This window comes from Shinella sp. CPCC 101442 (genome assembly GCF_024704725.1).
Classification (GTDB): Bacteria; Pseudomonadota; Alphaproteobacteria; order Rhizobiales; family Rhizobiaceae; genus Shinella.
Genome location: NZ_JALIQS010000007.1, coordinates 40,144 through 64,730, shown reverse-complemented (window position 1 = coordinate 64,730; position 24,587 = coordinate 40,144). Strand labels below are relative to the sequence as shown.

The 24,587-nt window shown below is 62.9% G+C and carries 26 protein-coding genes and 1 tRNA gene; 7 read left to right on the top strand and 20 right to left on the bottom strand.

Translation table 11 applies throughout. From position 1 onward, the window contains the following. Positions 1-49 precede the first annotated feature (49 nt). Positions 50-481 carry a hypothetical protein gene (locus MUO32_RS22700; protein WP_257950655.1) on the top strand — a complete coding sequence of 144 codons (432 nt, stop codon included), beginning with the start codon at positions 50-52 and terminating at the stop codon, positions 479-481. Between the two features lie 5 nt (positions 482-486). Here the strand turns inward: MUO32_RS22700 and MUO32_RS22695 are convergent, their stop codons facing one another. After that, positions 487-1,614: a DUF2336 domain-containing protein gene (locus MUO32_RS22695; protein WP_257950654.1), complete on the bottom strand. Its 1,128-nt coding sequence runs from the start codon at positions 1,612-1,614 to the stop codon at positions 487-489. Between the two features lie 128 nt (positions 1,615-1,742). On the opposite strand from MUO32_RS22695, the gene MUO32_RS22690 reads away from it, so the two are divergent. After that, positions 1,743-2,384 carry a hypothetical protein gene (locus tag MUO32_RS22690; protein ID WP_257950653.1) on the top strand — a complete coding sequence of 214 codons (642 nt, stop codon included), beginning with the start codon at positions 1,743-1,745 and terminating at the stop codon, positions 2,382-2,384. 106 nt (positions 2,385-2,490) lie between these two features. Here the strand turns inward: MUO32_RS22690 and tig are convergent, their stop codons facing one another. From tig to MUO32_RS22670, 4 genes are all read right to left on the bottom strand, one after another. Then, positions 2,491-3,966 (bottom strand): trigger factor, encoded by a 1,476-nt coding sequence (gene tig, locus MUO32_RS22685; protein WP_257950652.1) that lies wholly within the window; start codon positions 3,964-3,966, stop codon positions 2,491-2,493. 180 nt (positions 3,967-4,146) lie between these two features. Further along, positions 4,147-4,231: transfer RNA gene (locus MUO32_RS22680), tRNA-Leu, on the bottom strand. A 135-nt stretch (positions 4,232-4,366) separates the two neighbouring features. After that, on the bottom strand, positions 4,367-4,957 hold the full coding sequence (locus tag MUO32_RS22675; protein WP_257950651.1) for a GDYXXLXY domain-containing protein: 591 nt from the start codon (positions 4,955-4,957) through the stop codon (positions 4,367-4,369). 3 nt (positions 4,958-4,960) lie between these two features. Further along, a complete protein-coding gene (locus tag MUO32_RS22670) occupies positions 4,961-6,064 on the bottom strand; it encodes a DUF2157 domain-containing protein (protein WP_257950650.1) in 1,104 nt (367 codons plus the stop codon). Between the two features lie 1,079 nt (positions 6,065-7,143). Between MUO32_RS22670 and MUO32_RS22665 the strand changes: the two genes are divergently transcribed. The 3 genes from MUO32_RS22665 (at position 7,144) to trmFO (ending at position 9,340) form a co-directional block, all read left to right on the top strand. Further along, positions 7,144-7,287 carry a DUF1127 domain-containing protein gene (locus MUO32_RS22665; RefSeq protein ID WP_117371030.1) on the top strand — a complete coding sequence of 48 codons (144 nt, stop codon included), beginning with the start codon at positions 7,144-7,146 and terminating at the stop codon, positions 7,285-7,287. Between the two features lie 344 nt (positions 7,288-7,631). Then, on the top strand, positions 7,632-7,775 hold the full coding sequence (locus tag MUO32_RS22655) for a DUF1127 domain-containing protein (RefSeq protein ID WP_117371029.1): 144 nt from the start codon (positions 7,632-7,634) through the stop codon (positions 7,773-7,775). A gap of 155 nt (positions 7,776-7,930) precedes the next feature. Next, positions 7,931-9,340, top strand: coding sequence for a methylenetetrahydrofolate--tRNA-(uracil(54)-C(5))-methyltransferase (FADH(2)-oxidizing) TrmFO (gene trmFO, locus MUO32_RS22650; protein WP_257950649.1), 1,410 nt, complete (start codon positions 7,931-7,933; stop codon positions 9,338-9,340). Positions 9,341-9,437: 97 nt separating this feature from the next. Here the strand turns inward: trmFO and MUO32_RS22645 are convergent, their stop codons facing one another. The 5 genes from MUO32_RS22645 to yajC all read right to left on the bottom strand — a co-directional run bounded on the left by MUO32_RS22645 (position 9,438) and on the right by yajC (position 14,196). After that, on the bottom strand, positions 9,438-9,881 hold the full coding sequence (locus MUO32_RS22645) for a hypothetical protein (RefSeq protein WP_257950648.1): 444 nt from the start codon (positions 9,879-9,881) through the stop codon (positions 9,438-9,440). Between the two features lie 80 nt (positions 9,882-9,961). Next, the gene (locus MUO32_RS22640) at positions 9,962-10,813 is read right to left on the bottom strand and encodes a phytoene/squalene synthase family protein (RefSeq protein ID WP_257950647.1); all 852 of its coding nucleotides are present in this window, start codon (positions 10,811-10,813) and stop codon (positions 9,962-9,964) included. Positions 10,814-10,828: 15 nt separating this feature from the next. Beyond that, positions 10,829-11,215 (bottom strand): Mth938-like domain-containing protein, encoded by a 387-nt coding sequence (locus MUO32_RS22635; protein ID WP_257950646.1) that lies wholly within the window; start codon positions 11,213-11,215, stop codon positions 10,829-10,831. After that, on the bottom strand, positions 11,208-13,712 hold the full coding sequence (gene secD, locus MUO32_RS22630) for a protein translocase subunit SecD (protein ID WP_257950645.1): 2,505 nt from the start codon (positions 13,710-13,712) through the stop codon (positions 11,208-11,210). The genes MUO32_RS22635 and secD overlap by 8 nt, the downstream gene beginning before the upstream one ends. A 145-nt stretch (positions 13,713-13,857) precedes the next feature. Beyond that, positions 13,858-14,196, bottom strand: coding sequence for a preprotein translocase subunit YajC (gene yajC / locus MUO32_RS22625; protein ID WP_257950644.1), 339 nt, complete (start codon positions 14,194-14,196; stop codon positions 13,858-13,860). Between the two features lie 168 nt (positions 14,197-14,364). Between yajC and MUO32_RS22620 the strand changes: the two genes are divergently transcribed. Continuing rightward, positions 14,365-15,249 (top strand): ATP-binding protein, encoded by an 885-nt coding sequence (locus MUO32_RS22620; protein ID WP_257950643.1) that lies wholly within the window; start codon positions 14,365-14,367, stop codon positions 15,247-15,249. Between the two features lie 41 nt (positions 15,250-15,290). Here the strand turns inward: MUO32_RS22620 and MUO32_RS22615 are convergent, their stop codons facing one another. Genes MUO32_RS22615 through MUO32_RS22605 form a run of 3 tightly spaced genes read right to left on the bottom strand, consistent with a single transcriptional unit; the run spans position 15,291 to position 16,531 of the window. Beyond that, positions 15,291-15,596 carry an NIPSNAP family protein gene (locus tag MUO32_RS22615; RefSeq protein WP_257950642.1) on the bottom strand — a complete coding sequence of 102 codons (306 nt, stop codon included), beginning with the start codon at positions 15,594-15,596 and terminating at the stop codon, positions 15,291-15,293. Positions 15,597-15,629: 33 nt separating this feature from the next. Next, on the bottom strand, positions 15,630-16,103 hold the full coding sequence (locus tag MUO32_RS22610) for a GNAT family N-acetyltransferase (protein ID WP_257950641.1): 474 nt from the start codon (positions 16,101-16,103) through the stop codon (positions 15,630-15,632). Continuing rightward, the gene (locus MUO32_RS22605; RefSeq protein ID WP_257950640.1) at positions 16,100-16,531 is read right to left on the bottom strand and encodes a rhodanese-like domain-containing protein; all 432 of its coding nucleotides are present in this window, start codon (positions 16,529-16,531) and stop codon (positions 16,100-16,102) included. The genes MUO32_RS22610 and MUO32_RS22605 overlap by 4 nt, the downstream gene beginning before the upstream one ends. Positions 16,532-16,618: 87 nt before the next feature. Here MUO32_RS22605 and ftrA point away from each other — a divergent pair, with 87 nt between their 5' ends. Beyond that, a complete protein-coding gene (ftrA, locus tag MUO32_RS22600) occupies positions 16,619-17,620 on the top strand; it encodes a transcriptional regulator FtrA (RefSeq protein WP_257950639.1) in 1,002 nt (333 codons plus the stop codon). Between the two features lie 57 nt (positions 17,621-17,677). On the opposite strand, the gene MUO32_RS22595 is transcribed toward ftrA, so the two are convergent. From MUO32_RS22595 to tatB, 7 genes are all read right to left on the bottom strand, one after another. Further along, positions 17,678-19,258 (bottom strand): peptidoglycan DD-metalloendopeptidase family protein, encoded by a 1,581-nt coding sequence (locus MUO32_RS22595; protein WP_257950638.1) that lies wholly within the window; start codon positions 19,256-19,258, stop codon positions 17,678-17,680. A gap of 141 nt (positions 19,259-19,399) precedes the next feature. Then, positions 19,400-20,026, bottom strand: coding sequence for a hypothetical protein (locus tag MUO32_RS22590; protein ID WP_257950637.1), 627 nt, complete (start codon positions 20,024-20,026; stop codon positions 19,400-19,402). A gap of 268 nt (positions 20,027-20,294) precedes the next feature. After that, positions 20,295-20,951 carry a protein-L-isoaspartate(D-aspartate) O-methyltransferase gene (locus MUO32_RS22585; RefSeq protein ID WP_257950636.1) on the bottom strand — a complete coding sequence of 219 codons (657 nt, stop codon included), beginning with the start codon at positions 20,949-20,951 and terminating at the stop codon, positions 20,295-20,297. After that, positions 20,948-21,718: a 5'/3'-nucleotidase SurE gene (gene surE / locus MUO32_RS22580; RefSeq protein ID WP_257950635.1), complete on the bottom strand. Its 771-nt coding sequence runs from the start codon at positions 21,716-21,718 to the stop codon at positions 20,948-20,950. The genes MUO32_RS22585 and surE overlap by 4 nt, the downstream gene beginning before the upstream one ends. Positions 21,719-21,733: 15 nt before the next feature. Further along, a complete protein-coding gene (gene serS, locus MUO32_RS22575; protein ID WP_257950634.1) occupies positions 21,734-23,017 on the bottom strand; it encodes a serine--tRNA ligase in 1,284 nt (427 codons plus the stop codon). A 64-nt stretch (positions 23,018-23,081) separates the two neighbouring features. Continuing rightward, the gene (gene tatC, locus MUO32_RS22570) at positions 23,082-23,912 is read right to left on the bottom strand and encodes a twin-arginine translocase subunit TatC (RefSeq protein ID WP_257950633.1); all 831 of its coding nucleotides are present in this window, start codon (positions 23,910-23,912) and stop codon (positions 23,082-23,084) included. Further along, positions 23,909-24,541 (bottom strand): Sec-independent protein translocase protein TatB, encoded by a 633-nt coding sequence (gene tatB / locus MUO32_RS22565; protein WP_257950632.1) that lies wholly within the window; start codon positions 24,539-24,541, stop codon positions 23,909-23,911. Before tatB ends, tatC begins: the two co-directional genes overlap by 4 nt. Positions 24,542-24,587 lie beyond the last annotated feature (46 nt).

Sequence of the window (24,587 nt, the reverse complement as noted above, 5' to 3'; positions counted from 1 at the left end):
GCGGTAATGCCGGCCTCTAACCGGCGGCACGGAACCGGAAAGGACAGCCATGAAAGCTGCTCTCATCGTCATGACGATCATGGGCTGCGACGACAGCGCGACCCAGTGCCATTATATCGATACGGTGCCAAAAAGCTGGCAGACCGTGGCGCTGTGCGACGCGCAGGCAGAGACCTACATCAATCGCCATCAGGACAAGAACTATCCCGTCATCGTCGCCGTCTGCGAAAGCTCCGGAGATCGCATGACCGCCGATGTCGCCAAACCCGCGCCCGAGGCAAAGCCGGCGGAAACGGCCACGCAGGCCGAAGTCCCCGTCCCCGCCGAAACGGCCGAGGCGCGACAGGGTCTTGCGACCCGCACGCTGAATTTCGTGAAGAAGGCCATTCCGGATACCGCGTCGCTCAAGGCTGCGGTTGTGAAGCCGGTGCGCTATGCCGAGGACGGCTATAGCTGGGTCATCAAGCGGTTCGTCGACTAGGGGCGTTAGGCGGCTTCACGCGAAGCGATGAGCGCATAGCTGCGCGCCGTCTGGCGCTGTTCGGCGATTGCCAGCCGCTCGACCAGTTCCAGCATCGACTGGCAGGCCGAATTGCCGGCCGAGCGTGCCTGCGACAAAAGCAGTTCGGACACGGAAAGATCGCTCTGCCCGCCCTTCGCCTCGCGCCGCCACAGCATGGTCGCCTCGGCAAAGAGCGCACTGATGTCCCGGCCAAGCCCGGCCGTTTCGTAGAGCGCTCGCACGGCCGCCTCGCGACCGTCGGAAAGGATGGAGCGGACCCGCCGCTCGGCCTGTCCCGAAAGATTGGCGATCGCCGTGGCAAAGAACTCGACGCGGCCGGTGCACAGCGCGTGCATCAGGAAGACGGGCGTAAGACGCCCCGTCAGGCGCAGATGCTCCACCATGTCAGGCATTTCTGCGGCATTGACCTCACCAACCATGCCGATCGTCGCAACGTCACAGGCTTCGCGCGTGACGCGCTCGACCCGGTTCTCGCCGATGGCCGCCTGGATAAGCCCGAATCCGGCCAATGCCGTGCCGACCTTCTCGACCAGGGTATGCCGCGCATCGCTCGGAAGATCGTCGCGGTCGAGCAGCAGGGCGCGGATTTCGGCGTCCTCGCCGAGGCGGTCGGCAATGCGGGTCAGGCTGCGGCGCGAAAGCACGGCACCTTCGTTTTCCAGCAGCGCCAAAACATCCGGCACATCGCCGATCTCCGCCATCGCTGCCGACACGGCGCGCGAGATATAGGCGCGGTTTGCGATCAGCATGCGCGTCACCGCGCTGCCCTTGGCGGCGAGATCGACGAGATCGGCATCCGTCAGCAGTGACGAAGACAAGATGATATGGGCGGCGATTTCCGGCTGGTCTTCAGCCAGCGGCAGGATGACGGCGCGCGGCACGTCTTCGCATTCGGCCAGCGCCTCCGCCAGAGCCAGCCGCACCTTCGGCGCGGGATCGTCGAGCAGGAAGATCATGGCCATTTCGGCGGCGCGGCGATCATCGGGCGCAATACGCAGCTTTGCATAAGCCTTTGCCAGCACACTGGCGGCCTTCGCCCTGTCGGCGGCCCGGGCGGTCTCGACCCAACGGAGAAAAGCATGAACGATCAATGGACGCCCCAAACGCCTGCAATACGCGATTGAAACCACGCTATCGCCAAAGTGTTTAAGATTGGTTCACCATGTCCATTAACGGACCGGTCATTGCCAGAAGCGGCCGCAAAGTCCTATGAAAAGCCATGACACCGCTTCCCCGCGCCCTGCTCGCTCTCGCCCCTGACCAGCCGATCCCCCTTGCGCGGCACGGCGTGCTCATTCCCTCCGGGCGGATCGGCGAAACGGACATCCGTGGCGCCATCGTCATGGTCGAGACCGACTCGGACATCGCAACGCTTCAAATGGCCCTCGCCGCCAGTGCGTCCATGATCGCGCTGCGTGGCTACCGCACCGGTGCAGATCTCCAGCGCCTCGCCACATTGCTTTGTGTCGCGGAAGCGGAGTGCGGTTGCCCCGAAGGCAGCACATCCATCCTTGCCATGACCGATGGACTCCTCCCTGCCCCCGCCGCGCGGGAAAGCCTTGCGGAAAAATCAAAGCGCCTGGCCGGCCTGGTTTGGGACCAGAGAGCCCTCGCTCTCACCCTCGGCGCCCGGCGGACAAGAACGGAAGCCGGCGAATGGACCCCCTCTTTCACCAGTGCCCGCGCCGCAACGCTGTTGACTGCCGCCGCCGCCCGCGTGCCCGCCTACGATTCGGTATTTGACCTCGATGACGACGCCCTGGCTCAGGCCTGCCGACAGTCCCGTGCTGAAGGCTTCTTCGGTCAGCTTACGGCGACGGAGACACAGACCGCAGTGGTCGAAGCACTATACGCAGGATAGCCACGGCGCCGTTCGCCATAGGGCGATGCGGCATTTTCAGCTATCGTGGAACGAAAAAGGCCGCCTATTGGGCGGCCTTTTCCAAATTCGAGAGGATCCGAACCGATTACTCGGCGTCGCCTTCAGCGGCCTTCTTCTTGGCCGAGGCCTTCTTCTTCGGAGCGGCATCGTCGCCTTCCGCAGCTTCGGCCTTGGCAGCAGCCTTCTTCTTCGGCGCAGCCTTCTTGGCATCCTTGTCGTCGCCGTCTTCGTCGTCGGCGAGCAGGTCTTCCTTGGAAACGGTCTTGTCCGTCACCTTGATTTCACCGAGCAGGTGATCGACGACCTTTTCTTCGAAGATCGGCGCGCGCAGCGAAGCGGCGGCACCCGGGGTCTTCTGGAAGTATTCGAGGATCTGCTTTTCCTGGCCCGGGAACTGGCGCAGCTGCTGGTAAAGCGACTGCTGCATTTCCTCGTCGGTTACCTGGACGCCGGCCTTTTCGCCGATTTCCGAGAGAACGAGGCCGAGGCGGACGCGGCGTTCGGCGAGCTTGCGGTATTCTTCGCGAGCGGCTTCCTCCGTCGTGTCTTCGTCAGCAAAGGTCTTGCCGGACTGGGCGAGATCGGTGTTGATCTGGCGCCAGATGTTTTCGAACTCGGCTTCGACGAGGCGCTCCGGGGTTTCGAACTTGTACATCTCGTCGAGCTGGTCGAGGATCTGACGCTTGACCTTCTGGCGGGTGACCGAGCCGTACTGGCTTTCGATCTGGCCGCGGACGATTTCGCGCAGCTTGTCGGCCGATTCGAGGCCGAGCTTGGTGGCCAGCTCGTCGTTGATTTCGACGTCGGCTGCAGCAGCGACTTCCTTGACGTTGATGTCGAAGGTGGCTTCCTTGCCGGCGAGGTTTGCGGCCGGGTATTCAGCCGGGAAGGTGACGGTGATGACCTTCTCGTCGCCAGCCTTCAGGCCGATGAGCTGTTCTTCGAAGCCCGGGATGAAGCGGTTGGAGCCGATGACGAGTTCTGCGTCCTCGTCCTTGCCGCCGTCAAAGGCTTCGCCATCGACCTTGCCGAGGTAATCGATCGTGACGCGGTCGCCGTCGGCGGCCTTGCCCTTTTTGGTTTCGTAGGAGCGGGCGCTTTCGGCGATCTTCAGGATCTGCTCGTCAACTTCCTTGGCGTCGATATCGACGACTTCGCGGGTGACGGCGATGCCGGAATTGTCCTTGAGATCGATCGCCGGGATGATTTCGTAGGAGAGCGTGAACTCGAAATCGGCCTGGCCGTTGAGGATCTTCTCGGCCTCGGCCTGGTCTTCGGTCATCGCGACTTCCGGCTGCGTGGCCGACTTTTCGCCGCGCTCGGAGAGAATCGTGGTCGGACGGTCGCGGACGATCTCGTTGACGAGTTCGGCCATGACGGACTTGCCGTACATCTTCTTGAGATGGGCGAACGGTACCTTGCCCGGACGGAAGCCGTTGATGCGAACGCGGCCCTTCACGTCCTCAAGACGCTCGTTCATCTGAGCTTCCATGTCCTTGGCCGGGATAACGACCTTGATTTCGCGCTTCAGCCCTTCAGCGAGCGTTTCGATAACCTGCATGTTCAAACCTTCATTTCGAGTTGGCGGTGCTCAAACCGGCCTGCCGGTTATGGCGAACACCCCGCCGGTCCATTTGCCGGCAGTGGCTTTACTGAATTCGGTGGCCTTTTGGCAAGCAAAATGGCGCGCTGAAATGCTCCACGCCCGCGCAAACCTGTTGTTTTACGCGTTTCGTGGTCCTGGTGCGGGTAGAGAGACTTGAACTCCCACGCCTTGCGGCACCAGAACCTAAATCTGGCGTGTCTACCAATTTCACCATACCCGCTCTCAGAAACCTCGTTGCCACGGGCGGCCAGGCCGCTCCCATGACGCCTTCCGAGCGCGGCGTCTCTATATCATCCGTTTTCGACGGATCAAAGGAAAAATGACAGTCAAAAGACTGTTTTCCCGGCTCTTTGGCTCAATAGAGCGGTTCGTCGTAGACCGGTTCGCCGCGCAGGATCAGCCGGGCGATCTGCGGTCTGCCGTCTTTCGCCACGCGCGCCTCCACCTCGAGCTCCTCCTGATTGCGAGCCTCTTCCAGCACCTTGCCCTCGCCTTCCGGCACATAATAGCGCTCGAGGCCGTAGCTGACGAAGAGACTGTCCGGCAGCACGCCGTCGGTCACGGAATAATAGTCGAAGGGCAGCGAATGCAGCACGACACTGCCCTCTTCCGCCGTAAGCGTGCCGAAACTTGCCTCGGTCGCCGTCCACAGGCCGTCTGCACCGGGTTTCAGCCGCACGGCAAGACGCTCGCGGCCGTTCACCTTCGGCACCTCGCCGGTGATGATGTCCTTCGGGATCGTCGAGATCGGATAGGAGAGGATGACGTAGTCGCCGCGCAGCAGGTCGCGCGGATCGACCGGCAGCGTCTTCAGCTTGATATCCGCACCATTGCGCAGGATCGAGGCACGGCTTTCGACCATATAGCCGAGCACGGCCGTCTGGAGGCTTGCTGCGATGATGGCGGCGGCAAGCGGCGGAATGCGGAAGGAAGAGAGTGTCGACATGTTTCAGGCCTCCGCCTTCGTTTCAGCCTTGGAAAAACGCCGCTCGACGACGATCACGCCCCAGGCGACGAGAGCGACGACCAGCCCCGAAATCAGGAAGAAACCCGAGGTGCCGATGATCGATCCGATGGTCTCGGAGGCGAGATAGAGCGTTTCGGCCGCGAAGGTCGCGTAGCCGAGGTAGCGCACCGCGCCATTGTTCTTGCCGGACAGCACAATGCCGCCGATGGCTGCGACGAGCGTGATGATGCCGAGAAACAGCCGATCCCCCACGCTGTCGAACTCGGCATGCAGCACGAAAAGGCCGAGCAGCAATACGAGATAGGAATAGAAGGCGGGCGCGGCGCCCGCGCTGCGGGCCAGCGCATGGAGGGGCGATTGCGGCACGCTGGCCAGGAGATAGGCGACCGCACCAAGCCCGGCGATGGTTATGGCGGTCGTCGGGGTCTCGTGTTCGCCATAGATGAAAGCGAGCGAGGCGACGAGCAGCAGATAGGCGAGATGGCGGACACGCCCGGCATCCGTGTAGCGTACCAGCAGAATGATGATGACGGCCATGAGCGGCATCAGCCACAAAAGCAGCGTCTCGTTAGCATTGTAGGCTTCACTCCAGTCCGTCCAGGCAACGGCGAACGCAAGGAAGCCGGCGATGGCGGTCACCGCGCCGGAGCGGAAGAGCGCGGCCGCAATCACCGCGCCGCCGAACCAGACGAGCATCGCCTGAAGCGCATCGCCCGAGAGGTGATACATCTGTCCGACAAGGGCAATGGCGCCACCGAAAGCGAGCGTACCCGTCGCAAGGAAGGCTGCGGCAAGCCGCGGCGCCCCACGCTGGATGAGCAGGCCACCCGCCAGATAGGCCCCCCAGATCAGCGCGACGATGCCGATGACGCGCACGAGGCGCGGTATCGCCTCCCAGTTGGCGGCAACCAGCAACAGCACGGCAGCCGACATCAGCAGCGCGGCAATCATCATCAGCACGCGGCCGAGGCTGAAGGAGCTTTCACGGGAATCGAACTCTTTCAGGAGGCGATCGGCCGTGGGCATGTCGAGCAAGCCCTGCTGCGTCCACAATTTGAGATCGCGCTCCAGCCTGCCTCTATACATCCGCCATCGCTCCCTCGGAAAATGCGCCCGACTCGACCGTTTCGAATCCTGTCAACAGAGACGGTATAGCGCACCCAGAAATTCGCAATCGAAGCGAAATCCACGAAGCGAATGGCTATTCTCGGCAGAACGGCTGCAAACAGCACGACGGTTAACGAAAATCAAAGAAATACCCGATAGATTTAGCAACAAAGCCCCGGTGGGCGTTTCGATTTTGGGCATGCAGCGGATGCATATCATCCATTCCCATATTGCACTGCACAAAATCGAGGGATCGGGTTACATTGCAGTCATCGGATCAGAGATGGTTCGAACCGGAAACCAAGGCGCCGCTGAGGCGACAGGCAGACCGGAGGGCGGAATGGTCGAACGCCCGGCATGATGCCGACAGACCCGATCGCCGGAAACGGTATCGCACAGGAATTCGGAGCAGCGCACTCCTCCTCCCAGCGCTCCTCCGATACGATTGGCAACACTCCTCCTCCCAGTTGCCAATCACTCTTAATGACGCCCGCCGGACCTCCTCCCCCGGCGGGCGTTATTGTTTTCGCCGACCCGCGTGGCGAACCAATCGCCCATCAGCAAAATTCCGAGACCGTCGCCACGCAGCCCAGGCTCCGCGCGACATTTCGCGTGCCCTGCAAACGCATGCATCTCGCGCATGGGTGCCATTCCGAGCGCGCGCTTTTGCTCGCTGCATGGGCAGGTTACATCTCTTTCATCGGTCGGGCGACGATCTCCTCCTCCCAACGTCCCCCGACATGATTGGCAGCCCTCCTCCTCCCAAGCTGCCAATCGAGATCAGAAACGCCCGCCGGATCTCCTCCCCCGGCGGGCGTTTCTTTTTGCGCTGCAACCAATCAATCCCGCATAACTCATTTACCATTGTGGCGCCACATCCGGTATTTGGTCGAAATTTCGCCTAAATTTCCGCTTGACATGCGAAATATGCATAGGTGCCATACAGCAATAGCGCTGTCTTTTTTCGCGGCGCAGCGTATATTTCAATCCATCAGATCAGGGCGGCGCCAAAGACGAGCGGCCGCCCAGTACGCAAGCCCACGAAAGGGGTAAATGACATGAACCTGGCACGCTCTTTCAACAACTGGCGCAAGTATCGTCAGACCGTCAGCGAACTCGGCCGTATGACGGACCGCGAGCTCCGCGACCTCGGCATCGGCCGCAGCGATATCCCGTACATCGCTCGCAAGGCTTCGATCTAAGCCGAACGGACCCTTCGGGTCGCAATTTGAACGCCCTCCGGCTCCCACCGGGGGGCGTTTTCATTTGCGCATCTTTTTGCGGCGCACAATGTCGCAATCCTTCCGCTGCGACGTCATCGCCGCCCGCCGGAAACATCACTCTTTTAGTCTACCTGCTTGGAATTGCGCCACTTTTTGCCTATTGCGCATACAACAAGAGCATCTGCACGATCCTTCATCGTCTTATTGCACAAATGCATAGCAGCTGCATTTTCTTTGCACTGCACATTAACAAGGGTGTCGCGTATATAGGCGTCACAAACCGGTGAGACAGACCTCCCGGCCAACACTTCGAGGAGAAGATCATGAACCCGATCCGCATCGCAAAGAACTGGATGTCCTACCGCCGCACGATGAACGAACTCGGCAACCTGTCGAACCACACGCTGTCCGACATCGGCCTGACCCGTTACGACATCCGTGATATCGCAGCCCGTTCCTTCCGCTAATACATAGCCGGTTTCCGCCGCTGCGGCCGGAAACGGCCCGCGCGAGGGACGATCAAACGGCACCATCTGGTGCCGTTTTTGATTCCGGGGGCATGACGCCCCGCCCCCATGCTTTTCCTTGGAAAAGCGCCGTTGCCCATGGTAACGAACCGCCCATGACCCAGACCTCTTCGCAAAATCCAATCCATGTCATCGGCGGCGGCCTTGCCGGCTCTGAAGCCGCCTGGCAGATCGCCGAAACCGGCGTTCCCGTCATCCTGCATGAAATGCGCGGCGTGCGCGGCACGGATGCGCACAAGACGGACAGCCTTGCCGAGCTCGTATGCTCGAACTCCTTCCGCTCGGACGATGCGACGTCGAATGCTGTCGGCGTTCTGCATGCCGAAATGCGGCTTGCCGGCTCGCTCATCATGCGCTCGGCCGATGCCAACCAGGTGCCGGCCGGCGGCGCGCTCGCCGTCGACCGCGACGGTTTTTCTGCCGCCGTCACCGCAGCTCTGGAAAACCACCCGCTGATCACGATCACGCGTGAGGAGGTGACTGGCCTGCCGCCGGAAGAGTGGGACCAGGCGATCATCGCCACCGGCCCCCTCACCGCGCCGTCGCTCGCTGCCGCCATCCAGGAACGCACCGGCGCCGATTCGCTCGCCTTCTTCGACGCAATCGCCCCCATCGTCCATACCGCCAGCATCGACATGGATATCTGCTGGTTCCAGTCGCGTTACGACAAGGTCGGCCCCGGCGGCACGGGCAAGGACTACATCAACTGCCCGATGGACGAGGCGCAGTACAACACCTTTATCGACGCACTGATCGCCGGTGACACGACGGGCTTCAAGGAGTGGGAAGGCACGCCCTATTTCGACGGCTGCCTGCCGATCGAAGTGATGGCCGAGCGTGGTCGAGAGACGCCGCGCCACGGCCCCATGAAGCCGATGGGCCTGACCAATGCGCATAACCCTGGCGTCAAGGCCTATGCCGTCGTGCAATTGCGCCAGGACAATGCGCTCGGCACGCTCTACAACATGGTCGGCTTTCAGACGAAGCTGAAATACGGCGCGCAGGCGGAAATCTTCCGGCTGATTCCCGGCCTCGAAAATGCGGAATTCGCCCGTCTCGGCGGCCTGCACCGCAACACCTACATCAATTCGCCGACGCTGCTCGACCGTTCATTGGCGCTGAAGGGCCGTCCGGGCCTCCGATTCGCCGGACAGATCACCGGCTGCGAAGGTTATGTCGAGAGCGCCAGCATCGGCCTGCTTGCCGGGCGCTTCGCCGCCGCCGAGCGCCGCGGCGAGACGCCGGTGCTGCCGCCGGAAACGACGGCCTTCGGCGCGCTCTTGAACCACATTACCGGCGGCCACATCGTCTCCGACGAGGAGCCGGGCAAACGCTCCTTCCAGCCGATGAACGTCAATTTCGGCCTTTTCCCGCCGCTGGAAGCAGGCGCCGTCGTCAGACCCGAAGGGTTGAAGCGTTTTCGCGGCAAGGACAAGGCGGTCGCAAAGAAGCAGGCCACCGCCGCCCGCGCGCTTGAAGACTGCGCCCGCTGGCTTGGGTGCTGAGCAGCCCCGGACGTTCGCCGCAGTTTCGTGTCCACTATAGAGCAGACTAGAATCAGGATGTTGTCGCACGACGCGAAAACATCCTGACTCTACGTGTCTAGTTGACAGGCTGGGCGTTGAGGTTTGCCGCCCCCGGCATGAAGCTGCCGAGCAGCCAGAGGGAGACCTCTGCTGCCTCCTTCTCGTCCTGGAACTCATAGGTGCCGCCTTCGAAGGCGGCGTTGGCGAACTGTATGGAGAGGCGCTTCGGGCCGGCGCTGCTGACGCGCACCGTGCCCGGCTCGATCAGGTGGCAGGCATAGTGGTGGCCGTGGGCCTGCATGCAGCCGGCCTTGCCGTCATGCAGACGGAGAAAGACCGTACGCCGATCCCTGGTGGTCACCACGGCGCGGATGGCCTCCTCCGGGAAAGCCCGGCCGAATTCCACGATTGCAAGCCCTGAATCATCGCCCGCCTGCTCCTGCCCGTCGTCGCGGCGGAAACTGTGGCGGAAGATCAGGCCTGCCAGGAACAGGCAGGCGATGATGATGGTCCAGAGCATTGTCTCTCTCCTCCTCCAAAAACATGATCCAATGCCTGTAGCGGACAAGGCTTGCGCCAGTTTTGCGTCTCGTCAGTTGCTCAGAACGGTCCGCGGCGCATTGCCAGCCACATCCACCACTGCCGGCGCCATTGCGCGGGTTGGAGGGATCGTTCAAGCGCAATGGCGCCGGCCTTCTCCACCGCGGCCAATATAGGCTCAACAAGGGCGACTGGCAAAAAGGCCGCACGATTCGCGCGCGATACGCCGCCTGCGGCGCGCGCCTTGGCAAGATGGTCGCGTCCGAGGCCGACGAAGGCTTCGATGGCGCGCGTCGCTGCGGCCGGATCGTTTCCCGCAAGTAGCGCTTCCGGCGTCAGGCCCGTCGCCGCCATAAGATCGGCCGGCAGATAGATCTGGCCGCGGCGACGATGGATCGGCAGCAGAAGCAGCGTGCCGGCGACGGTCTGCGCAACGCCGGCATGGCCGGCGGCAACCGCCGATTCCGGCGCACTTGCAGGGTCGAGGATAAGGCTTGCAAGCTGGATCAGCGCGGAAGCCGTCTCTCCGGCGTAGCCTTCCAGCGCCGCGCGGTTTTCCATCGGGTCGTTGTAGACGTCGAAGATGCGTGCCTCGATCATGTCCGTCAGCACCGCGACGGGCAGTCGATGTTCTTTCACGCAGGTGAGCAGGCCGGCAGCGAGCGGATTGGCCATGGCATCGCCATCGGCCTCGCCCTCCAGAAGGTCACGCCACCATTGCAGGCGGATTTCCCCGGGCAGCGCCTCGCGCACGAGATCACGCACGCGGGCGATCTCGGCATGGAAGGCGTAGAGAGCCGCGAGCGGCCCGCGCTTTTCGGCAGGCGCCAGAAGGCAGGCGAGATAGCGGTCGCGATCAGTGTCGCGGAGCACTGCGAGGCAGTGCGCATAATTGTCCTTGGTATCGGTCACTTCTTGTCTTCCGCGTCACACCGCGATGAGGGCGGCGGCAACTGCCCGGCTCTCGGCCAGCATGACATTGAACGTGCGCACGGCGGCACCCGTGCTCATCGGGTCGGAGCTGATGCGGCGCTCTTTCAGCGCCGCCTTGATATCGGCCGGCAGCGGACGGATTTCCTTTCCCGTGCCGACCAGCAGCACCTCGATCTCGCCCGCCTCGTCCAGCACGCGCTCAAGGTCGGCCAGCGTCAGCGGCGTTTCTTCCGTCTTGTCCCAACCGTGAATGCCCGAGGGAAGGCACAGGATGGAGCCGCGATGCGACATGTCGGCAAAGCGGAAGCCGCCATTGCCATATGCGTCGATCGGTGCACGCCCGGGGAAATGCGCCTCCCGGATTTCGATGCCCTTAGCCATTGGCTCCCGTCTCCGGGACCGCCCCCGCGCCGCCCTTGCCGGGGCGGTAGCGCTCCGGCCGGAGACGGAACAGGATAAGGATCGGTCCGGCAATGTAGATAGAGGATATGGTGCCGATCGCCACCCCGAAGAGCAGCGTCAGCGCGAAGGTGCGGATCGCCTCGCCACCGAAGAACGCGAGCGCCGCAAGCGCGATCAGCGTCGTCGCCGAGGTCAGCACGGTGCGCGACAGCGTGCGATTGATCGCGTCGTCGATGAGGATGGGAAGCGGCATCTGCTTGAAATGGCGCAGATTCTCGCGGATGCGGTCATAGACGACCATCGTGTCGTTCAGCGAGTAGCCGGCAACCGTCAGAAGCGCGGCAACGGCGCTTATGTTGAACTCGATCTTCGCCAGCGCCAAAAAGCCCAGCGTGAAGAACACGTCATGCGCCAGCGAGATGATCGCGCCGATGGCGAAATGCCATTCGAAGCGGATCCAGATATAGGCGACAAGTGCGATGAGGCCGGCAACGAAGCCGAGCGTCGCCGTATCGATCAACTCGCCCGATATGGCCGGCCCGACCACTTCGACGCGGCGGAAATCATAGTCGTCTTCCAGCTCACCGCGGGCGATGAGGACGGATGTCTGCTCGGCATTCTCGCCTTCGCCCTGCGCCGTGAGGCGCACGAGCGCGCGGCGCGGATCACGCGCACCGTCGACGCTCTGGACATCGACACCCGTATCGGTCAGGCGGGCAGCGATCTCGAACGGATCGGCGTTGCCGGTTTTCGCCTGAAGCTCCAGCGCCGCACCACCGGTAAAATCGATGCCGAGCCGCAGTTTGCCGGCATAAAGCAGGCCCGCGACAGCAATCGACAACACGGCCGTCAGCAGGAAGACGCCGTTGCGCACCGCCATGAAACGCAGGTTCAGGCGATCGAAAATCCCCGTGCGCACGCCCTTGGGCAGGTGGGTGATATGGCTGCGGCCAAGCCAGGCGCGCACGAGACGCTGCGTCAGGCCGAAGGTGGTGAAGAGCGTCGCCAGCATGCCGATGCCGACGGCAAGCGCAAAGGCGCGCACGGGCGCCGCCGACAGCAGGAAGAGCACGGCGACGGCAATGAGCATTGTGGCTGACGCATCCAACACTGTTGCGCGGGCACGGTTGAAGCCGGTGTCGACGGCCTCGTCCAGCGACAAGCCGGCCTTTGTTTCCTCGCGGATGCGTTCGAAAATCAGCACGCTCGCATCGACGGCGATGCCGATGGTCAGGACGATGCCAGCAATCATGGAAAGGGAAAGCGGCGCACCGACCAGCGCGAGAACGGCAAAAGTCAGAGCCACGTTGAAGAACAGCGAGAGCGAGGCGATGATGCCGAGCACGCCGTAGAAGAAGGTCATGAAGGCGACAACGGCCAAAACGGCGGCGGCAAGAGCGACGGCGACGGTCCGGGTCGAGGTGGCGCCGAGAGCGGGCTCGATCGAACGCTCCTCGATGATTGTCACAGGTGCCGGCAGGGGGCCGCTTGCGACGATGCGCGCAAGGTTGGCCGCGCCCTCCGCATCGAAATCGCCGGACAGGCGACCGACGCCATCCGTGATGGCGCCCTGGATCTGCGACGTCGAGATCACCTGGCCGTCGAGCAGGACGGCGATGGTGCGGCCGCTGTTATCGCGTGTGAAAGCCGCAAGGCGCTCGGCGGCTTCGCCCCGCAGCACGAACTCGATGAAGGGCTCATCATTCGCCGCCGGCTCCGCCGAGGCGACATCCGCCGCGGTGAAGAGATCGTCCTGGCGCACGAGATAGCCGACGGGCGGCTCACCGGTGGAATAGAGCACTTCCGAGCCTGTCGGCGCGCCGTCCTCGATTGCCGTATTGACCGGCATGCTGTCATCGACAAGGCGGGCGGAAAGCTTGCCGGCTTGCGCCAGGAGGTCCTTGACGCGCTGCGGATCGGTCAGGCCGGGCATTGCGACAACGATGCGGCCGCGCTCGCCGCGACCGACGGAAAGTGCCGGGATATCGAGGCTTTCGACGCGGCGGCGCACGGCATCGACGGCGCCGAGCGATGCGGCCTGGACGGCCTCCTCGACGGCGGCAGACGAGAGCACGACGCGGAACTGGCCGGCCTGCGGCTCGCTCAACGTGCCGAGATCGAGGCCTACCAGCGCCTGGCGGGCGGCGTCGATGCGGTCACTCGCTGTCACCGTGACATCGACGGTGTCTTCCGCACCATTGAGATCGCCATGTGGAATGCGGGCGGCCCGCAGCGTGTTGCCGATGCTCTCCACGGCGGCGCGCAGGCGCTCTGCTGCGATATCTGCGCGGGAAACTTCGAGAACCAGGCGGGAACCGCCGGTGAGGTCCAGCCCGGGAACGAGGCGGTGGGTCGCCATCCAGTTCGGCAAGCCGGCGGCCATGCGGGCCGGCAAAAGGCTCGGCAGAAGGACAAGAAGGCTCGTCACGAGGACGAGCCAGAGAGCAAGGGTCTTCCAGCGGGCGGATTGCTGCATCACGGTCTCGCTACGTCAATTCCGGCAAAAGGCCAAGCCATCTTGCCGGAATTGCGTGAACCAAAAAACAACGCGGCGTGCACGCCGGCTGAATACCAGTCGAGCCACCCGGCCGAGTTTACCCCAGCCGGACGGCAAGCCAAGACTATTCCTTGACGGGCTCGCCCTTGACGCGGACTTCGCTGATGCCGCTGCGCACGACGCGCACCTTGGTGCCCTCGGCGATTTCGACTTCGAGTTCGCCGTCGTCGATAACCTTGGTGACCTTGCCGACGATGCCGCCGCCGGTGACGACCTGATCGCCGCGACGGATGTTCTTCAGAAGCTCTTCGCGACGCTTCATGTTGGCGCGCTGCGGACGGATGATGAGGAAATACATCACCACGAAGATCAGCAGGAATGGCAGGACCGACATGAGAATGTCAGCGCCGCCCGCTGCCCCGCCAGGTGCCGCCGTCTGAGCGAAGGCCTCGGTAATGAACATCAGTTACTCCTTGAAATCTTGAATTTGCGCGGCCGCAGCGGCCATTTCGGTTGCCGGAATATAGGCAAGCGGGCCTTGAATGCAACACACGACCGCGTCAACCCCTCCGTTTTCAAGCACTTTCCCCCTTTTCGCGACCGGCCGTCGCATGCTACCCGGCTCTCACGCATGAGGAGAGACAAAGTGCAGGAAGATCACGTCAAGCTTCTGCTGGCCGAAATCGGCCGCATCACCGTGGCGCTCGAGCGCCTCGCAGGCCCCGCCCCCGCCATCAACGACTGGAACGCCGCCGATGTATTCGTCTGGTCGCCGGCCCGCCAGCATGTCCAGCCCGTCAAGCGGCCGAACCGCATCGAGATCGATCTCATCCGCGGCGTCGACCATGTGCGCGACATTCTCGTCGACAACACCGTTCGCTTCGCGCGCGGCCTGCCGGCCAACAACGTGCTGCTGTGGGGCGCGCGCGGCATGGGCAAGTCGTCACTGGTGAAATCGGTGCATGCGCTTGCGGCGAAGGAAACCGCAAGCGGCCTGAAGCTGATCGAGGTGCACCGCGAGGACATTGCGACGCTGCCCCAGCTTCTGGATGTGCTGAAAGATGCGCCGTTCCCGTCCATCATCTTCTGCGACGACCTGTCCTTCGATCACGACGACACGTCCTACAAGTCGCTGAAGGCCGCCCTCGACGGCGGCGTCGAGGGGCGGCCGGACAACGTGCTGCTCTACGCCACCTCGAACCGCCGGCACCTCCTGCCGCGCAACATGATCGAGAACGAGCAATCGACGGCGATCAACCCGTCGGAGGCGGTTGAAGAGAAGGTGTCGCTGTCGGACCGTTTCGGCCTGTGGCTCGGCTTCTACAAATGCAGCCAGAGCGACTATCTCGAGATGATCGACGGCTATGCCGGCCATTTCGAATTGGAGGTTTCGCAGGAGCAGTTGCACGCCGAAGCGCTCGAATGGGCGACGACGCGCGGCTCACGCTCCGGTCGTGTCGCCTGGCAATATGTGCAGGATCTGGCCGGCCGTCTCGGCAAGCCGCTCAACAAATAATGCTAACGCCGGCCCGGAAACAGCGGGCCGGCGTTTTGCTTTCAGGAAAAAACCGGCCGCATGAAGCTGCGGTCGTAGCTGATGATGCTGCGGTTGCGCTTGTCCATTTCGAAAGCTGCGATGCATTCCGGATCGCTCAGCATACGGGTGCGGTAGTCCTCGTAAGCCGCAAGGCTCGGGAAGCTGAACAGCGCGAGCGCGATGTTGTTTGCGCCCTCGCTCGGCAGGAAATAGCCGTGGTGCTGGCCCCCCATGCGGTTGACGATGGGGATCCAGGCGCGGGCATAGGCTTCGAATTCTTCGAGCTTGTGCGGATCGATGACATATCTGAGATAGCAGGTGATCAAGTGAACTCTCCGTCTTTGATGGCGCGGACCATTTCAGATTCGCGTCTTTAAAGGCAGGGTCCAATGCTCCCAGTCAGCATCGAGCATGCCGCCCTGCCCCGTATAGAATCGCTTCGCCGCCATGTTGTCCGGTAAGACCGTCCAGCGAAGGGCGGAAGCGCCGGTAGCGGCGGCATGGGCATGCAGATGCCCAAACAGCGCCTGCCCCACGCCCTGCCCGCGAAAGGCCTCCGCAACGAAGATCTCCTTGAGCACCACGACGGGTTTCAGGTCATAGGTCCAGGGAATGCGGTAGTGCACCGCAATGCCGGCAATCGCCTCGCCCTTCGCCGCCACGAAGACACCGAAGGGCGGGGCCGAGCCGAAGCCGTGCAGCCTGATATCATCGGGCGTGACAGCGAAAGCATCGATATAGCCTTCGAAGACGGCGAGCGCCCGCATCAATTCCCAGACGGCATCGACGTCGTCGGGCGTAAAGGGTCGGACATGGATGTCGTTGGCGTTCATTCGGCGGCGATCGGCATCAGGCTGCCCGGTTCGCTTCCCGAGGCGAAAGGATGACCCTCGTCTTCCCAACCGGTGATACCGCCGATCATGATTTTGACCGGGCGGCCGAGACGGGCGATCTTGAGCGCGGCCTGGTCCGCGCCGTTGCAATGCGGGCCGGCGCAATAGGCGACGAACAGCGTATCCTCGGCCCATTCGGCCATGCGCTCGGCGCTGATCTGCCGATGCGGCAGATGCACCGCCCCCGGCACATGCCGGCGGGCATAGGCTTCAGGCGAACCGATGACATGCAGGAGAACGAAATCCTGATCGCCGGACGTCAGCGCTGCGGCGACATCCGCACAGTCGGTCTCGACCGACAAAAGCTTCAGGAAATGCGCGATGGCGACGGACGGGGATGCGGCCGCATGGTCGGTGACAAAACTCATTGTCTCTTTCCTTGTTGGGACGAGACAGATGTAGCCGCATCCGGGCACGGCTTGCAGATGGCATGATCGCCATATAGCATCAAGATCATGACAAACGCGATTTCACGTCAACCCATCGCCAATCCGCTGGTCGTGGCGCTCGCCTATGACCAGCTCTGCACCTTCGAATTCGGCATCGCGACCGAGATTTTCGCCCTTCCCCGGCCCGAAATGGGACCGAACTGGTATCGCTTCGCCGTTGCCGGCCTCGACGAAGGTGAAATGCGCTCGACGGGCGGCCTGCGCTTTGCCGTGGATGGCGGGCTGGACCTGCTGGCGGAGGCCGGCACGATCGTCATTCCCGGCTGGCGCGGCATCGACGCACCGGTGCCGCACGTGCTGATCGCTGCGCTGCAGGCAGCCCATGCCCGCGGTGCGCGCATCCTTTCCTTCTGCTCCGGCGTCTTCGTCCTCGCAGCGGCCGGTCTGCTCGACGGCCGGCGCGCGACAACCCACTGGCGCTATACGGACACGCTGACGCAACGGTTCCCGAACATCGCGGTGACGCCAGACGTTCTCTATGTCGATGCCGGCAATGTGCTGACGTCGGCCGGCACGGCAGCGGGGCTTGACCTCTGCCTGCACCTCATCCGTCGGGATTTTGGCACGGAGGCAGCCAATCTCGTTGCCCGGCGGCTCGTCATGCCTGCGCACCGCGATGGCGGCCAGGCGCAGTTCATTCGCCAGGTCGTGCCGCGCTCGCATGAAAGCACCCGGCTCGGACCGCTGCTCGATCATATGCGGGAACATCTCGGCGCCGACCACACGGTGGCCACGCTCGCCCGCCGCGCCGGCATGAGCGACCGCACCTTCCTGCGCCGCTTCGAATCGGCCACGGGCATGACGCCCGCCCGCTGGTTGCTTGTCCAGCGCCTCGGCAAGGCTCGCGATCTCCTGGAGGAAACCAGCGCCTCGATCGAGGAAATCGCAGCCCTTTCAGGCTTCGGCACCACTGGCACGCTGCGCCATCATTTTCGTCTGCATCTGTCGACGACGCCGGTGGCCTACCGCGAGGCTTTCGGGCGGCAAGCCGCAACAACCCGACAGTAAAACGCAAACGGGCAGCCATAGGCTGCCCGCGCTGTCTGTTACAATATTCCAACCCGCCTATTCCAGGAAGGTCATCGGATTGACCGGGGTGGCGTTCTTGCGCACCTCGAAATGCACCTTCGGACGGCTGGCGTTGCCGCTCATGCCCGAGGTCGCGACCGTCTGGCCGCGCTGGATCTTCTGGCCGCGCTGAACGTTCAGTTCGCCGGCATGGCCATAGACGGTGACGGTCCCGTCGTCGTGGCGTACGAGCACGGCGTTGCCGAGTTCCTTCAGGCTCGAGCCCGAATAGATCACCACGCCGTTTTCCGCAGCCTTGATCGGCGTGCCCTCGGGCACCGAGATGTCGATACCGTCATTGCGGTTGCCCTCGACATTGGCGCCGTATGCCGCGATGACCGCGCCGCGTACAGGCCAGCGATATTTGCCGATGCCCGTCGATTCGGGTGCATCGTCCGTCACGTCGGACTTTTCGGTGGCTTCCGTAACCGAAACCGTCTTCACCGGCGCCTTGTAGGATTCCGGCTTCTTTTCCGTCGTCTCGACCTTCTTTTCCTTGTTGACCGGAACGGAGGCCGTGGTCGTCTTGTCCGTGGTCGCTTTTTCCGCGACGACCGCGCCACCGCCGGCCGGGATCACCAGCTTCTGGCCGATGCGGATCGACGCCGTATTGAGACCGTTCGCCTGTTTCAGCGCTTCAACCGAAACGCCGTTGCTGCGGGCGATCTTGGCGAGCGAGTCGCCCGGCTGCACTTCGTAGCCGCTCTTGCCCTTGCCTTCGGCGGCGTCGGCGACGTTGGTGTTCGTCTGGCCGTTCTCCGACTTCTGCTTGTCGCGGCTGGACGTGCCGGGCAGGATGGCGACGTTCTTCTCGCCCTTCTGCTCTGGTGTCGGCAGCTTGCCGTCGACCTTCAGGGTATGGTCCGTCGAGGCCTTGGCGGCGCTGGCCGTGGTGCTGAAGGTCGGGATGACGATCCGCTGACCCGGCTCCGCATCCGACGAGCGTTTCAGGCCGTTGGCAGCGAGAATTTCCTTTTCCGGCACACCGTAGCGATTGGCGAGCGTTTTCACGCTTTCGCCCTGGCGCAACATGACAACCGGTGCGTTGTTCGTGGACCAGCCGGATTTGCCAGCCTTTGCGGTCGCCGTCATCGCGTCGGCTTCATCGACAATGGCCTTGGCCTTGCGCTGCGGCAACTCCTGCGCCATGGCGACATTACGCTCGGCATCGGCTCGGGCGCCAGCGGTCGGGTCGGTCAGCTCGCCGCGCTGAACCGTCATCGGCGTCGTCGCAAGACGCGTGCCGGAGCCATTCGTGGTGGCGGTATTGATCGGGTCGTAGGAAACGTTGCCCTGATCCGGGAAGGGCTGGTTCAACGCTTCGTCGCGCGAACCGCCCATCTGGTTGACCTGCGCCATCTGGCCGCTACCGACCGTGCCGCGCGGAACCGGATCGCCGCCGAGAAGCGTGCGGCGCGGAACTGAATTCGTCGTGATGTTATCCGAGCCGGAGCTGGAGAAGAGGCCGCCAAAACGGGAAACGTCCGAGCTGCACCCGGTCGCAACGCTGGCCAGCAGGGCGGCCGCCATCAGACGGGTCGCAGTCCTACCAAAACTCGGCGATACACTCTTACGCATGAGACTACCCAATCGGTACGCTACTTGATGTAGTCCGATTAAAGCGCGTTAGAGTTACTGCCCGGTTAAAGCCGGGCTATCAACGACGGTTTTTTGATGAATTGATAACCATGGCGTGGCAGCACGGCCGCCCACCGGACCTCAGAAACCGGAGACATACATGCTGTCGGCGCGCGAGATACGGCCGGCAACACGCGCGGCGTTCTCATAGTCGACAGCGCTCGGCTGAAAGATCGCCGAGATCGGCGTTACCCGGCGCTGGTTGCGTTCGCTGGCGGCGGTCGCATTCTCAAGCGCAGCATCCGGCGCCGCCATGTCGAGGGCGCTTTCATTGTAGGCGATGGCCCTCAAGGCGGACACGGCCGGCTCGCGCGTGCCGGCATAACGGTCGCCGCGCTGGTCTTCCGCCGGCATGCTGTCGAAATACTCGATGTAGGCGCGATAGTAGCCCTTGCGGTCACCCTGATCGAGGAAGTGGCCGTAGGCGGCGTATTCCCGCTTTTCCAGTTCCGATGTGTCGAGGTTGTTGCGCTCGGCTTCCGTCAGCGACGGCTGACTGTAAGCGGTCTCTTCCTTGGCGACGCTCAGCACGAGAAGTGCATCGACGGACAGGCCGACATGAGCGGAGGGATCATAGCTGCCGCCGGCCAGATGCGCGGTCGACGCAGCCTCGGCATTCTCCTCGACAGCCTTGCCGGCAGCCTTGGTCGCGAGATACGCGAGGCTGTCATTGGTCGAGCTGCTGGCAATCCTGTTCGAGACGTACATTACCCTCTCCATCGGAACTCCGGTACCTGTTGGAAAACCGGCATTCTGCGTGGAACTTGTGCTTCGTCATCGGCCTACGCCCCGAAGCTTGCGCGAAGCTTACCAAAGTTAACAAATGGTTAACGCGCTGTATTTGCGAAAGGAATTCACGCGACGCGCCTGACGGGCGGCAGCCGGCACCTCGCCTTGCCGCGCAAATGCCGCAAGACTCAGCGAGCAAAAGCCCGTTCAGCCGCAAAATGTTGATTGTGGGATGTGTCGTAAGGTCCTAGAGGGCCTGCGCCATCTGGGGCACGATCGGTAGATAAGGCACCTCGAAGAGGTCCTCGCGATCGAACCGGCTGCCGGTCTTCACCAGCTTCAGCATGCGACACTCGGTTTCGCTGACCATGACGGGTGCGATCAGCATGCCGCCGGAAACCAGCTGCTCGGCGAAGAAGCGTGGCAGGGCCGGAAAGGCGGCAGTGACGAGGATGCGATCGAAGGTGCCTTCGCCCGGCATGCCGTTGCTGCCATCGGCCTGGCGCACGATGACATTGCGGATGCCCGCCTTGTCGATCGACGACTGCGCATTGGTGACGAGCGTGCGGTATCGATCGACTGACAGCACGCGCTCGGTCATGCGCCCCATGACGGCGGCGGTGAAGCCGCTGCCGGTACCGACCTCGAGGATGCGCTGGCCGGTCTTCAGGTTCAAAAGATGCAGGATGCGCACGGAGAGGTCGATACCCTCCATGAAGGAGCCGCATTCGAGCGGCAGCACCCGGCGCGAATATGCCTCGCCGGTAAACTGCGGTGGAACGAAGAGCGTGCGCGGCGTCTGTTCGACAGCCGTCAGGAGGTCGAGATTGTTTATGCCCTGCCCGCGCAAACGCAGAGCCAGCGCAGCAAAACCTTCCTTCTCGATCACCCGCCCCGTGCTCAATCCGCGTCCTCGCCGCTAAGGGCACGCTGCACGCGGTCGAGCACGGAGTAGTCCGTAAGGTCGAGCTTCAGCGGCGTGACCGAAATCTTATGGTTCTTCACGGCATGGATATCGGTACCGGCGCGGAAATCGCCCTTCCGCTCACCGAATCGCAACCAATAATAGGGGAAGCCGCGGCCATCGGCGCGCTCGTCGATCGTCAGACCGAAATCGAGCTTGCCCTGGGCGGTGACTTCGACGCCCTGCAAATCGGAGGGTGCGCAGTTCGGGAAGTTGACGTTGAAGAACGTCCAGTCCGGCAACTCCACATCCATCAGCTGGCGGATGAGTTTCGGTGCAAAGGTCTCGGCCACGTCCCACGGCACGACACGGCCGCCGGCATGGTTATAGGCCTGGCTTAACGCCATGGACTTGATACCCTGGAGCGTTCCCTCGATGGCGCCCGCGACCGTACCGGAATAGGTCACGTCGTCGGCCATGTTGGCTCCGACATTCACGCCCGAGAGAACGAGATCAGGCTTCCTGTCGAGAACTTCGCGCACGCCCATGATCACGCAGTCGGTCGGCGTGCCACGCAGCGCGAAACGCTTCTCATCGATTTTCCGCAGACGCAAAGGTTCCGAAAGCGTCAGCGAATGCGCAAGGCCGCTCTGGTCCGTCTCCGGCGCCACGATCCAGACATCGTCCGTCAGTTCCCGGGCGATCCGCTCGAGGGCCGCGAGGCCCTCGGCATGGATGCCGTCGTCATTGGTCAGCAGAATGCGCATAGGGTGCTCCGCTCTTTACGCGGCCTTCTCGATCTTCTTCAGGCCGCCCATATAGGGCAGCAGGACGTCCGGCACGGTGACCGAGCCGTCGTCGTTGAGGTAGTTCTCCAGAACGGCGATCAGAGCGCGGCCGACGGCGGTGCCCGAGCCGTTCAGCGTATGCACGAACTTCGTCGCCTTGTCGTCCTTGCCGCGATAACGCGCATTCATGCGCCGGCCCTGGAAATCGCCGCAGACAGAGCAGGACGAGATTTCGCGGAACGTATCCTGCCCCGGCAGCCAGACTTCCAGATCGTAGGTCTTGCGCGCGCCAAAACCCATGTCGCCCGTGCACAGCGTCAAGACGCGATAATGCAGGCCGAGACGCTTCAGGATCTCTTCCGCGCAGGCCGTCATGCGCTCGTGCTCGTCGACCGCGCTTTCGGCGTCGGTGATCGAGACGAGTTCGCACTTCATGAACTGGTGCTGGCGCAGCATGCCGCGCGTATCGCGGCCCGAGGAACCGGCTTCCGAGCGGAAGCAGGGCGTCAGCGCGGTGAAGCGTAGCGGCAGCTTTTCCTGATCCAGGATGTCTTCGCGCACGAGGTTGGTGAGCGAAACTTCAGCGGTCGGGATCAGCCAGCGTCCATCCGTGGTGCGAAACAGGTCTTCGGAAAATTTCGGCAACTGCCCGGTGCCGAACATGGCATCGTCGCGCACGAGCAACGGCGCATGCACCTCGGTGTAGCCATGCTCCTGCGTGTGCACGTCCAGCATGAACTGGCCGAGCGCGCGTTCGAGGCGGGCGAGCTGGCCCTTCAGCACCGTGAAGCGCGATCCGGCAATCTTGGCCGCAGCCTCGAAATCCATGTAGCCGAGCGCTTCACCGATCTCGTAGTGCTCCAGCGCCTTGTGGTTCCAGCCGGGCTTGCTGCCCCATTTGTGCTTTTCCACATTGCCTGTTTCGTCCGAACCGACGGGTACGTCGTCAAACGGGATGTTCGGCAGGCGCGACAGGGCGTCGTTGAGCTCGGCGGTGACCTGACGCTCTTCTTCCTCGGCGGCCGGAAGCTGATCCTTGATGACCGAAACTTCCGCCTTCAGCTTGTCGGCAAGTTCGCTGTTCTTGGCGGCCATCGCCGCGCCGATCTCCTTAGAGGCGGCGTTGCGGCGCGACTGCATGTCCTGCGCCTTCTGGATGACACTGCGACGTTTCTCGTCGAGGTCGATCAGGCTCTGTGCAAGGGGGCTTGTGCCACGTTTTGCCAGAGCGGCGTCAAGGGCGGCGGCGTTGTCGCGGATCCATTTGATATCAAGCATTGTCGTTCCAGGCGTTCCGTGGATGAGAGCCCATCCCGCCCGGCAGCGCCCCGGCGGCGAAGCCTCAATCGGCCTCGCCCGGTGTTGCAGCGACCTCGTTTTCCGCATCCTGCGCGTTCGAGACGCTCGCCCGCTGCCGTTCGATGAGTCGGGCCGTATAGATGGAAATCTCGTAGAGAAGGATGGCCGGCAGCGCAAGGCCGATCTGGGAAACCGGATCGGGCGGCGTCAGAACGGCGGCCACCACGAAGGCGATGACGATCGCGTATTTGCGCTTTTCCTTCAGCGTCTGCGACGTGATGAAACCGGCACGCACGAGAAGCGACGAGACCACCGGGAGCTGGAAGACGAGACCGAAGGCGAAGATCAGCGACATGATGAGGCTGAGATATTCGGACACTTTCGGCAACAGCTGGATCGACACCTGGCCTTCGCCACCGCCCTGCTCCATGGCAAGGAAGAACCACATGACCATGGGCGTGAAGAAGAAATAGACGAGCCCCGCGCCGATCAGAAACAGGATGGGCGACGCGATCAGGAACGGCAGGAAGGCGGCGCGCTCGTTCTTGTAGAGGCCGGGCGCGACGAATTTGTAGACCTGCTGGGCGATCACCGGAAACGCGATGACGAAGGCGCCGAACATGGCGACCTTGATCTGCGTGAAAAAGAATTCCTGCGGGGCCGTATAGATCAGCTCGACATTGCGATGCGTCAGCCCAGCCCACTCCACCGACCACTTGAAAGGCAGGACGAGCAGGTTGAACAGCTGCTTGGCAAAATAGAAACAGACGAGGAAAGCAATGAAGAACGCGCCGACGGCCCAGAGTAGGCGCCGGCGCAGTTCGATCAGATGCTCGATGAGCGGCTGGGGCTTGTCGTCCATATCACCGCTCATGCGCCGTCCTTCTTGATCTTCGCAGTCTTGGCCTTCGGCGTCCTGGACTTCGCGGTCGCGGACTTTGCTGTCTCGGACTTCGCGGGGGCCGCTTTCTTGGCTGCCGTCGCCTTGGTGACGGGCTTGGCGACAGTCTTTTTCGGCTCCGCCTCGGCTTTTGCAGCCGATTTGCGCGGCTTTGCCGTCTTGCTCACCGGCCCTGCCTTCAGCGGCACGGCGGCAACGGGCTCGGCGGAGGCAGGCTTTGCTGCCTCGGACGGCACAGCCACCGGCGCGCTGGAAACACTCTCGGCCGTGCTGGCCGAGGGTATCGACGTGGTGACGGAGCCGGTCGATTTATGCAGGTCGGCCTTCAGCTCATCGCCCATCTGGCGCAACGGATTAACCGCATCCCTGATGGTGTTGAGCGGGTTGAGCTTCTGCGCTTCGCCGATGGTCTTGCGCACGTCGTCGAGATCGGCTTCGCGCAGCGCCTCGTCGAACTGCTGGCGAAAATCACCGGCCATGCCGCGCATTTTGGAGACCATGCGGCCGAACGTCCTGAGCATCTGCGGCAGGTCCTTCGGACCCACCACGATGATCAAAACGATGGCGATGACGAGTATCTCGGTCCAGCCGACATCAAGCATAGGAAACTGTCCTCATAGGCCGTAAACAGCGGTCCACGGCCGAATG